This is a genomic window from Bradyrhizobium sp. SRL28, assembly GCF_018596315.1.
Lineage (GTDB): Bacteria > Pseudomonadota > Alphaproteobacteria > Rhizobiales > Xanthobacteraceae > Bradyrhizobium.
Genome location: NZ_JAHEAG010000090.1, coordinates 1 through 11547, shown reverse-complemented (window position 1 = coordinate 11547; position 11547 = coordinate 1). Strand labels below are relative to the sequence as shown.

Sequence of the window (11547 nt, the reverse complement as noted above, 5' to 3'; positions counted from 1 at the left end):
AGCGGCAATGATCTCTTTTCGGTAGTCGGGGAATACTGAACAATATCGTCGAAGCGTCTGAAAAACGCGATCTAGGATGATTGGACGATTGGTTTGCAGCAATGATGAAGCCATCAGACTTGTCTTCTTTTCCCAAATAAATGTGTTCACGACGCGGCAGATTTCGCCAACGCCACTCCATGTTGTTCAACTTATGCTTCAAGACTGACATTTCAGCGGTCGTCCAACATCATGATCGATTCATTGCATGTGACGCGATAGCCGATCGCGACGAGGGAGAAGAGCCGCCTGTCGCGGGTCGCTGTCCGAAGGAAGTAACCGCTGGCGCCACCATCGACGGTCGGGCTGCAGCTCCGCTGACGCGAGCGGCGGAGCGGAATTTGGTCCACGGTATGGAATCGGCGGGCTCCAACGAGTCCCGCTCACGCCCTTTAGCCTATTTGATTTGGTAGCTGCCCAAGCGGCGTACCTAGTGGTTTATTTCGTTTAGAGCACGGAGGCCCATCGAGCAGCCCGCAACATTCGTACAGAAAGTGTCGCCAAGCTGCGCTGGTCATCTGAACGGTCTGGCGCGTGTTCTCGGCAGATCAGAACGCAGATGAAGTGCAACAGCGGATCGCCCTCTGTAATGGTGTTCGCATGACCGGACGCTTTGCCAACACTGAGATGGACCTCGGCTGCATCCGTCTCGATCAGGAGGAGGTAATCGCATCCCGAGCTAATGCGCTCGACGAGAACCGGCCGAAGGCAGTCGGAGGCGCAAGAACACGCCGGCGGACAGGCTCGTTCCGGGCGTTGCAAAGGTCAACGCGGCTTATTTCAACCCGGAACGCGCACTCTCTTTGTGGGCCCGCCGACACGGTGCTCGCCGGTACTCAACGACAAATGAGACGCAAAAAGGTCGATAGCATGCTGACGTTTGCCGAACAGCGTCGGATAAAGCTGGTGTTCTACGCCGAAGGCCGGGGCGGTCGGCCGGGCCATACCGATCGACTCGTCATGAGCGGTTTCGACGGGCGATGTTTCGTAAAGTTTGCCAAGGTTTCCGAACTGGTGCCGGTCGTCGGGAGCATTTCCGGCTACTGCTTCTCCCGAAATGCGGTGATGCTGGGCTACTGCGACGTTATCATTGGCACCTTGATCGGCATGGCCGGACCAGTCATGATTGAGGGCGATGGCCTTCGTGTTTATCATCCTGCCGATGGGTGCCTCGTCTCTTTTCAGTTTCCGAACGGCGTCACTGATATCATCGTTGAAGAACCGACGCACACTGCAGAATGTCTGTCTTATATGCAGAGCTCAAGAGCAGAGTGGAAGCTGGGGGACCAGCGGCTGCTGGGGCGAGCGATTCCGGAGAACCGTCGGCGTGTCTATAACACGCAAGCAGCGATCGAGTTGATTGCCGATCAGGGTTTAGTCCTCGAATTGCGCCGCGACTTCGGTGGCATGATCTCAGCATTGGTAGGCATCAAGGCAAAGCCGTTCGGCCCGCTTGACAATAACCCCAGGCACGTAGGCGGCGTGATCGATTTCGCCGCAGGAGAGAGGGCGCTTCGTGCAGCTGTGTGACGCATCCATCTGCCGTCGATGTTCGAGAGGACCGGCTTCTTGGTCGGCCCGAGACAGAATGTCACCATCCTGCATCACGCGTCACGAACGTTGGTGATCGGAGCGAACCTGACCATGGAGCGCTTCGGCATTGGGCTGCTTGAAAGTTATGGCTTGGGCGCGCAATCGATGATCGGGGGTGGCGTTCACGCCCTCCTTTTGCCGCCGAGTTGCCGGCCAGCGAATTCGGCGGCATGTACTGGAAGATTACGTCCTGCTGCCATTCCTTGAGGAGATGGAGGTCATCGCCGCCCCTTCTGAGTGCGACGAGGATTACTGCAACTAAGTTACGGAGCTCTATGCCGATGGCACAACAGTATCGATTACTTCGATGCTCGACAATATCATCGATTCCGCGGAAACGCGGTGGCGGATCATGGCGGGTCTGCTTGTCCAATTGCCGCCGCGTCGCACCGGTGGCAGGCACCACTGTATTGATGGCTTGTAGATAGCGCCGCTCCGATGTTGGCCACAGGCTCGCATGCGTGGGGCCGGTGATGTTCCGGAAAATCAGCGTGGCTGGGAAAATGGAGCCCTTGATGGGAGTGTTATCGCATCTGCAGGTCATCGAGATCGGGAGCTCGGCCGCGACCAGCTATTGTGCGCGGTTATTTGCCGATTTCGGAGCCGATGTTCAGAAAGTCGAGCCGCCGTCAGGCGATCCACTTCGCCGCAGCGCGCCACTCACGCCAGGTGGCCAGAGCACGTGGTTCGCATTTCTGAACTTCAACAAATCGAGCATCATCATCGATGCCACGGAGCCGGGCGCGCTCGCACGTCTGGCGGCACTGATCGAATCTTGCGACATTCTGATCGATGGACGCGAGGTCGATTCCGCGGATTGCCCGACCGTTGATATCGCCGCAATCCGGCAGCGGTGTCCCGGCTTAATCTACCTCGAAGCGAACTGGTTCGGCCGCGAGGGCCCCTATGCAGGATTCGCGACAACCGATTCGACTGTCCGCGCGCTCGCCGGTCTCGTCAAGCTGGTTGGACCGCTCGAGGGTCCGCCGTTGCACGCCCCGGATTTCCAGACAGGTATCATTGCCGGCCTGTGGGGCTTCATCGCCGCGGCTTCTTCCATAGTCGCGCGAATGCGGGGTGGGAGAGGGCGGTGGTGGTCGCTCAGTATCTTCGAAGCGAACCTCGCTCCGGCCGAGTATCACATGTTCGAGGCGTTTGCGCGCGGCGACGTGATGCGCCGAATTGGCATTAACCGTTTCTGGCCCACGTTTCCGGCCGGCATTTACGAAACCAAAAAAGGTTGGCTCGGGGTTACGACGCTCACGCAAGCACAGTGGCGTGCATTCTGCGACATGCTCGGGTTGTCCGAATTACGTGATGATCCGGCTCTGGTCCTCAACGAAGGTCGTCTGCTAAACGTGGAACAGATCGAACGACAGTTCATGCCGCGGCTGAAAGCGCGGACAGCGCCTGAGTGGTTTGCAGAGGGACTAAAACGCAAGATCCCGATCGTGCCGGTACCCGAAGTACCAGATCTGCTCCAGGATACGGAGAAGATCGCGCGCGGCGCAATCGTGCCCGTCCTGCTTGGCGAAGAACAGGGCCTGACGGCTGGCTCGATGCAGCGACTCACACTGACGCCGCCGCGCCGGGGCGGCAAGGTTCCGGCTCCTGGCGAGCAGCAGGATTTCGCGAATAGCCGAAAACACCTGACCGGCTCTGCGTCGGGGTCGTCCGGCTCCATCGATACCGGCCGACAGCCGTTGCAGGGAGTTCGCGTCATCGACTTCTCGATGGGCTGGGCGGGTCCGTTGTGTACGCGCACATTGGCTGATCTCGGTGCCGATGTCATCAAGATCGAGGCCATCCAGTATCCGGACTGGTGGCGCGGCGTCGACCGACACCCGGATTACGTGATCGGCCAGATCTACGAAAAGACGCCGAGCTTCTGCATCATGAACCGCAATAAGCGCGGCATCACACTCAACCTGAAACGGCCGCAGGGCCTCGCTCTCGCCAAACGGCTTTTAGCCGCGGCCGATATTGTAGTCGGCAATTATTCGGTTGATGTGCTGCCGAAGCTCGGGCTTGGCTACGACGTGCTCAAAACGATCAATCCTCGGCTCGTCATGATGTCGATGTCGGCCTTCGGCACAAACAGCGTCCATCGCGACTGCCGCGCCTACGGCTCCACTCTCGAGCAGGGCTCCGGGCTGCCGAGCGTAATCGGACGAACCGACGGGCCACCCGTGATGAGTCACGTCGCGTTTGGAGATTCTCTCGGCGGATTGAACGGCTGCGCTGCAGTGTTGATTGCACTGATTCACGCACGCAATACCGGGCAGGGGCAGTTCATCGATCTTGCGCAGGTCGAATGCATGATGCCTTTTGCGGCGCCATGGATCATCGCTCAATCAGTTGGCGGTACGCTGCCGGAAAGGTATGGCAATCGACATCCGCAGTTCGTGCCGCATGGCTGCTTCCGGTGTGCGGGTGAGGACGACTGGATTATGATAGCCGCCACCGATGAGGACATGTGGCGGAGGCTGGCCGGCCTTATTGGCCGGCCAGACTGGGCCACGGACGTATCGCTGAGATCTGCGGAAGCTCGCCGCAGTATCGAGGATCTAATCGAGAGAAGCATCGAAGCCTGGACGCTCACCCGCGATGCGGATCAGGCCATGTCCGTGTTGCAGGCCGCCAGGGTTGCGGCCGGCGTGGCCCGCCTGCCAATTGACCTGCTCAACGATCGGCATCTCGGCTCGCGCGGATTTCTTCAGGAGGTCGAACGGGCTTTCATAGGATTGCATCCGCAGCCCTCGATGCCGATTCGTGAAGACGCATGGCCCTATGCGATCCGCACAGCGGCGCCCACGCTGGGACAACACAACCGAGAAATTCTATCAGGGCTACTCGGGCTCTCCGAGGGCGACATCGCACAGTTGGAGAGGGAGGGCATAATCGGCACGAAGATCCTCTCCGAAGAGGAACTCGCAGGAACAAGGAAGGTGTCGTCAAGCTAACGACTCGCCGTTCCCGCTCAGATTAAGATGCTCTCAGGCTTGGCAGATCGGCCGCCGCTGATCAGAGTTTCGTGACGGCGCGGGTACGGCCCAGCAGGCGAGCGCAGTAGAAGACATCCCTTGGGAGCGACGCGTTCCTGCCTTAGTTTTGGTCGCTCAGTATGGGGAGTCTAACCGGCTTTCGGCTGCCGCGTTATGCTGCGCGAATCTGTGTCACCTCAACTTGCAAAACATTGGATGGCCAGGAGAAGATTAGGCCCCGCGAGTCTGTGCCTAAAACTGTATTGTAAAGATCAGGATTGGTCGTCGGCCTCCAATGGCATTATCCAGTATGTCGGCATATTGCCGAGCCAGCTCAGGTTTTCCACCGGCGAAGTCAGCGAGCCGTGACGACTGGGTGCGCCACGCCGATAAAGAGCGATTGAGGCAAAGTATCCCTTAGTAGATAAGCGGAGCTAGCTTTCTTCGCGCACTAGGTTCTGTACTCAATTTACTTTAGCGCAAATCAGAGAGGAGTGATTCAAGCCTGGGGGTATCTTGCTAATGCGCTACGGAGCCAACGCCGCTGGACGGAAACTCCGGCCGGGCTACGCCGCTCCCTGCGTTCCCGCCCAGCGGCGTTCTCATCCTAATTGACGCTGCCCCTTACTTTGATCGCCGCGCCGCAGTGCTGTGCGCCCGCTGGATCGAGAACCCCCATTATCGTGTGCCTCGTAGCTGGTGCGTATCTGCCGGCACAACTGTGTTGAAGATGGGAGTTAGCCCCCCGGAGCCGGGCTGCAGGGGCAGGTGTCAAACCACTCCAGGCTGCTGCGTTTAAGAGACGTGGTGGTGAGTGATCTTCCCCCGAAAAAATGGACAGGGTTAAGCTGCTTTTAGCTCCATCTCGATCGGGCTGATGTAGCCGATGGCGGAGTGGCGACGGGTTCGATTATACAACAAGGTTTGAGAACGCCCACAGGACCGTTCTTCGTGAGGTTCTTTATCTGCATCATCCCTGGTTTGGTCGCCGAGTTTGCGTTCATGGGGCCGTCGACAAGGCTGGTTATGTCGTTTTCCGCTGCACGCTGGATGGGTCGCAAGCAGAACGTTGGCTAGAAGTCCCGGCATGGATGTTCGACCGGACGGCATGCCCTGCCCCCGGGCTTTTGTCAGATCAGCCGTTTGTCAGCATCGACGCACTTGCGGCGCTCTCCGCGCTTCTCGATCTGGTGTTGAAGGATCGAACGCCATCAGCTGCCCTGCTTTCTGGCGCATCCAGAGCCTCTCACGACGAGAATCGGGGAGAGACCCATGTCACGCGAGACGGCAATGCCAGGGAGCGGATACCAACACAATCGACAACCACGGCCGCAGCAGATGGATCTGTTCGGGAGCGGCCTGTGGAACGGCGCCATCGGCGCGCCCGCATGGTCGGAGCTGCCGGCGGAAGCCCGGGCGGCCCTCACGAGCCTGATGACGCAGTTGATCCTCGACCATGCTGCGATGACGGCGACGCCGCGCGCGAAGGAGGTTGGTCATGATCTCTGACAAGGTCAGGCCTCATCATCTGGAGCGCAAGGCGATTCTTTACGTGCGCCAATCCTCGGCACATCAGGTGTTGCACAATCGCGAGAGCAGCGCGTTGCAATACGCCATGCGGGACCGGCTGACGGCACTCGGGTGGTCAGAGATCGAAGTGATCGATCATGATCTCGGTCGTTCAGCCGCTGGCGGCGTACAACGCGCCGGCTTCGAGCGGATGGTAGCGGAAGTTTGCCTCGGTAAGGTTGGTGCGGTTTGCGCCCGCGAGGTCTCGCGCTTCGCTCGCAACAGCCGGGATTGGCAGCAACTCATCGAGATGTGCCGCGTGGTCGATACCGTTCTGGTCGATCAGGAGACCATCTATGCGCCGAGGCACGGCAACGACCGCCTGCTGCTCGGGCTCAAGGGTAGCCTCAACGAGTACGAGCTGGATCTGTTGCGCCAGCGCTCGCTCTCGGCCCGCTATGAGAAGGCGCGCCGCGGCGAGTTGGTTGTGGCAGCGCCCGTCGGTTTCGTAAAGGCCGGCGACCGTTATGAGAAAGATCCGGATCGGCGTGTCCAGGAAGCGATCAAGCTGGTGTTCGACAAGGTCGAGGAACTGGGCAGCGCGCGACAGGCGCTCTGCTGGCTCCACGAGTTCAATCTCGATCTGCCGGTGAAGCAGACCGACGGCGATACGGCCTGGCGGCGACCGAGTTACTCCGCCATCCACCGGATCATTGAGAACCCGGTCTACGGCGGCGCCTATGCCTATGGTAAGACGGCTGTGGCGTCGGGATACACCGCCGGGGGCGTTAGCGTGAAGATCCGCCGCAAGGCGCGGAACGAATGGCTGACGCTGAAGCCCAATACCCACGACGGGTATGTGAGCTGGGAGAGGTTCGAGGCGATCCGCGCAATGGTCAGCAGCAACATTCCCACTGGTCGGCATCACGGCGCGCCCAAGCATGGTGACGCGCTGCTGGCCGGTCTGATCCGGTGCAAGCGCTGCGGCCGCAAGCTCACACTCCGGTACTCCGGCATGAAGCACCATATCCCGCGCTACAGCTGCAGCCGCGCCTGGATGGACAATGGCGGCCCTCACTGCATCGCCTTCGGCGGATTGCGCGTCGATGATGCAATCGAGGAGGCACTGCTTGGCGTTGTCGGCCCAGGTGCTATCGCCGCTGCAACCGCTGCCGCCAAGGAAGCCGGAGAACGACGGGATCAGGTGCGCGATGCGCTCAGCCGCGATCTGGAAGCGGCGCGCTATACCGCCGACAGGGCTTTCCGGCAATACGATGCCGCTGACCCCGCGAACCGGCTGGTGGCGAGTGAGCTGGAAGCACGCTGGAACAGGGCGCTCGCTCACGCGGCGGAGGTCGAGGACAAGATCGCCATGCATGATGCGGAGACGCCCGCACCCATTGCTGATCCAGCTTCGCTCGGCGTTCTGGCCTCGAACCTCAAAACGGTCTGGGATGCGCCGACGACGGATGCTCGCCTCAAGAAGCGCATTGTGCGTACCCTCATCCATGAGGTCGTGGCCGATATCGACGACACGGCCTCCGAGATCGCTCTCATCGTCCATTGGGTGGGTGGCGCCCACAGCGAGTTGCGCTTGCCCAAGCGCCGGCGCGGACAGCGCAACAGCACCTCTGCCGATATCATCCAAGCCGTGCGTCAACTGGTACTGATCGCCAGCGACGCACTGATTGCCGGCCTCCTCAACCGCAACGGCCTCGAGACGGGCAACGGCAATCGCTGGACCCGCGAGCGCGTCACATCAATGCGCTCGAACTACCACATCCCGGTGTTCAAGCCCGCCGATGACGGCATCGAACCCTGGCTCAACCTTGGCAACGCCGCAAAGCTACTGAAGATCGCGCCCAAGACGCTCCGGCTGGCCGCTGAAACCGGCGAGATCGAAGCCATCCATCCGCTATCGGACGGCCCGTGGATATTCGCCCGCGCCTCGCTGATAACAACTGCTGCTCAATCTATCGCCGAACGAGCGCGACAGAACCCAAGATACCCCACGGGATCGCATCCCAATCAGCAAAGTCTCTCTCTTCAACAACATAGACAGATGGGTATTCTGATGCGCGGTTGTAGAAGCCTTCGATGTAGGCGAAGATTTCACGTCTGGCGTCCTCCCGTGTTGCGTAATGCCGGTGATGGACGAGCTCGGTCTTGAGCGTGTGGAAGAAGCTCTCCATCGGGGCGTTGTCGTAGCAGTCGGCCTTGCGGCTCATCGAGGCCCGGAAGCCGGCGGACTGCATCGCATTGCGATACTCCGCCGAGGCGTATTGAACGCCGCGATCGGAATGGTGGATCAGGCCGGAGCCAGGCCGCTGCACCGAGATGGCCATGCGCAGGGCTGCCAGCGGCAGTTCGGCACGCAAATGATCCGCCATCGCCCAGCCGACGATCCTGCGGCTGTACAAATCCATGACGGTGGCCAGATAGAGCCAGCCCTGATCGGTCTCGATATAGGTGATGTCGGCGAGCCAGATCCGGTTCGGCGCGGCGGCGGTGAAGTTGCGGTCGAGCAGGTTCGGCGCGATCGGAAAGTCGTGACGGCTGTCGGTAGTCCGCACCCACCGTGGCCGCGCCATGATGGCCCTGATACCATGATGGCGCATCAACCGCTCGATACGACCACGGCTCACCCCGCGGCCCTGAGCCTTCAGCTCGCATGGATGCGCGGGCTGCCATAGCGTCCGCGGGTGTCGCCATGGACCTGCTTGATGTCGTCGACCAACTTACGATTGGCGGCCGATCGCCGGCTCTCCGGGCGCGAACGCCAGGCATAATAGCCGGCCGGCGAGACCCCGAGCACGTCGCACAGGATCGTCACCGGATAGTCGGCGCGGCGATCTTCGATGAAGCGGAATCTCATTTCGGTCCCCCAGCAAAGATCGCGATCGACTTCCTAAGAAACAGCCTGATTGGCGTTGCACGGAATGGCCTGCAAGACAAAACCCAGCGATTTGGCCCGGCGCTGAAGGTTAGCGAGGACGCGGCTGCGATGTTGTTGCTCATATTGGTCGGCACCTGGATCCCTGTAGCTCATGCCGTGCCGGAGTGTGTTGTAGAATAGAACTGCAATCTTGCGGGCGGTCGCCGTCACCGCCTTCGACTTGCCCGCACGTGAGGACAGCCGGCGGTAGAACGCTCCGAGCGCCGTATCGCTCCGCCCCACGGTTGTGGCTGCCAACCGCAGTAGTGCGGCTGCCCGGCTGGAAGATCTCCGCGTGCGTGAGGACAGCACCTTCCCGCCGGAGATTTTGTTGCCCGGTGCGAGGCAGAGCCAAGAGGTGAAGTGCTTGGCGCTCGGCCACGCCCTCAGATCCTTGCCGCACTCGCCGACGAGCTTCAATGCGAGTGAGGGACCCAGCCCATGGATTTCAGTCAGATCAACGCCGAGCACACCGTACAGCGCGGTCCTGACATCGAAGGTGGGTGTGTTGACCTGCTTCGTCTTTACGCGTGGCTTGGATAGCTTTCCGACCGGTTTTGCTTCTCTATTGCTCAGCGCTGCGATCAAGACTTCGAGCTTGCGGTCGCAGTCCAGCATCTTCGCCTGGTAGATGTCGTAGAGTTCCAGCGATTGGGTCAGAGCGAAGACATGTTCCTCCCGGTCATTGCCCATCAGCGCCGCGCGGATCGTCTCCGTTGAAGAATGGCAGCGCACGTCTCGATAGGTTGCCAGAACGTCGGGATTGCGTTCGCCTGCAACAATGGCTCGGATAATCCGCATGCCTGTCGCGCCGGTAATATCCGAGACGACATGATGGAGCTGCAGGTTCATCTCCATCAGAGCCTTCTGCATGTGCTGGATGTGGGCGGCGGCATATTCCACCAGCCGCTCCCGCTGGCGCAGATAAGCGCGGAGGGTCGCGACCTCGGCATCGGGGCGGAAGCTGCCCCGGAGCAGGCCATAGGAATGAAGCTGGCGTAGCCAGGCGGCATCGCTCACATCGGTTTTGCGCCCTGGCACGTTCTTGGCGTATCGCGCGTTGACGAGAATGACTTCGAACCCGCGCTGCTCTAGAATCTCGTAGACCGGGATCCAATAGACCCGGTGGATTCCATTGCGACGCTGGTCACACCGCATGTTTTGAACCAGTCCGCCAGACTATGCAGGTCCTGTGTGAACGTGCCGAACGTGCGCACCGGTACGTCGGTGCAGGCCGGGTTCACGGCGGCCATGTGCATCTTTGATCCGATGTCGATGGCAGCCGCCCCGACGTTGACTGGCTTCAATTCCGGGCGATCTGCAGTTGTCGTCTTGGGCATTGCGGGTCCTCCGTCCAATCATGAGCAGGAGGGTCTGGGTTATGCCAATTTGTCATCTTCCTAATCGGGATCGCCGCCTGAGCGACGTCACCACTCTCAAGTCCGCATGCACCCATGGACCACGTTTTTTAACGGGGACAGTGCCTCCAATAAGCTGACGGCCGCTACCCTCCCGGCCTCAGACGATAACACAAGGCTGTTTCTACCTCGCGCAGGCGCGCCACGGCGCTGGACGGTTTTTTAAAATGTCGCGCTCCATACGCAGCCGCTCGTTCTCTCGCTGCAGGCGCGCGATCTCCGCCGCGTGGTCCGCCGACGGCAGCGGCGCCTGCGTTGTCGGGCGCCGCGCCGCAGCCGTCGGCTCTCGCCCAGCCCCACGCAATTCCACCCAGCGCCTCAACACGGAATCGCGCAGGCCAAGTTCCTTGGCCACCGACCCGATCGAACGACCGCTCGAAGCCACCAGATCGACCGCTTGCCGCTTATAATCGTCAGTAAACGAACGACGTTGACGTCCTTCCATCCAACACCTCTCCTGGCTCTTCGAGCCTACTACAGGTGTCCATCAATTCGGAGGAGGTTCAGAGCGCTGGGGAGGAGGCGGGCTACGCCGTCAGGTGAGTGATGAGAGATGAGCGTAAGCGAACCGCCGATGACGCATCGAAATGGGTCAAGACGCTGTCAAAACGGGCATAGGGATAGTGATGCTCGGAAGAGTGTGGGCGATACCTGCTTACGGTCCACGCGGCAGCCGGTGTATAGGCGGCATGATCTCATCACAGGCTTCAATCCGGAACGAGGGAACCTGGTTCGGGGTGTAAAGGGGAATCCGCAAGTGTCGCAGACCACGAGCGAGAACACTAATACCCGAGACAGGGACGGAGCAGCTCGTAGTAGCGCTGAAGTGGCTGTAATGGCATGGAGCGAAGTGGCTGCGTTACTCTGTCCGACATCGGACGCCAACCGGCTTTGTCGGGAGGAGCGTCATGACGCACGGACAAACCGTTGCCAATCACCAAGCGCATGGTCTGGGAGGCCTACCGGCTAATGGCAGGAATGGAAAAGCGGCGGGCGTCGATGGCCAGAGCCTGGATGAGTTTGCACGGGACCTTGGGAATAACCTCTACAAGCTCTGGAATCGCATGGC

At 60.4% G+C, this 11547-nt stretch carries 5 protein-coding genes and 3 pseudogenes; 4 read left to right on the top strand and 4 right to left on the bottom strand.

What is annotated here, in order from left to right:
* A partial coding sequence (locus KIP88_RS44220; protein ID WP_214494311.1) for a hypothetical protein occupies positions 1-190 on the bottom strand: 190 nt, incomplete at its 3' end.
* 449 nt (positions 191-639) lie between these two features.
* On the opposite strand from KIP88_RS44220, the gene KIP88_RS44215 reads away from it, so the two are divergent.
* The 4 genes from KIP88_RS44215 (at position 640) to KIP88_RS48410 (ending at position 8295) form a co-directional block, all read left to right on the top strand.
* The gene (locus KIP88_RS44215; RefSeq protein ID WP_214494310.1) at positions 640-1569 is read left to right on the top strand and encodes a hypothetical protein; all 930 of its coding nucleotides are present in this window, start codon (positions 640-642) and stop codon (positions 1567-1569) included.
* 536 nt (positions 1570-2105) lie between these two features.
* Positions 2106-4595, top strand: a complete 2490-nt coding sequence (locus tag KIP88_RS44210) for a CaiB/BaiF CoA-transferase family protein (RefSeq protein ID WP_249791522.1) — start codon at positions 2106-2108, stop codon at positions 4593-4595.
* A 1293-nt stretch (positions 4596-5888) separates the two neighbouring features.
* Positions 5889-6125, top strand: coding sequence for a hypothetical protein (locus tag KIP88_RS44205; RefSeq protein WP_214494309.1), 237 nt, complete (start codon positions 5889-5891; stop codon positions 6123-6125).
* Positions 6115-8295 carry a recombinase family protein gene (locus tag KIP88_RS48410; RefSeq protein ID WP_374226605.1) on the top strand — a complete coding sequence of 727 codons (2181 nt, stop codon included), beginning with the start codon at positions 6115-6117 and terminating at the stop codon, positions 8293-8295. The genes KIP88_RS44205 and KIP88_RS48410 overlap by 11 nt, the downstream gene beginning before the upstream one ends.
* Here KIP88_RS48410 and KIP88_RS44195 read toward each other — a convergent pair.
* The 3 pseudogenes from KIP88_RS44195 to KIP88_RS44180 form a co-directional block, all read right to left on the bottom strand.
* Positions 8204-9024: pseudogene (locus KIP88_RS44195) on the bottom strand (IS3 family transposase); the annotation flags it as partial. The gene KIP88_RS48410 and the pseudogene KIP88_RS44195 sit on opposite strands and share 92 nt — an antisense overlap.
* A gap of 9 nt (positions 9025-9033) precedes the next feature.
* Positions 9034-10400 (bottom strand): annotated as a pseudogene (locus KIP88_RS44185) (IS110 family transposase).
* 214 nt (positions 10401-10614) lie between these two features.
* Positions 10615-10923 (bottom strand): annotated as a pseudogene (locus KIP88_RS44180) (transposase); the annotation flags it as partial.
* Positions 10924-11547: the final 624 nt, after the last annotated feature.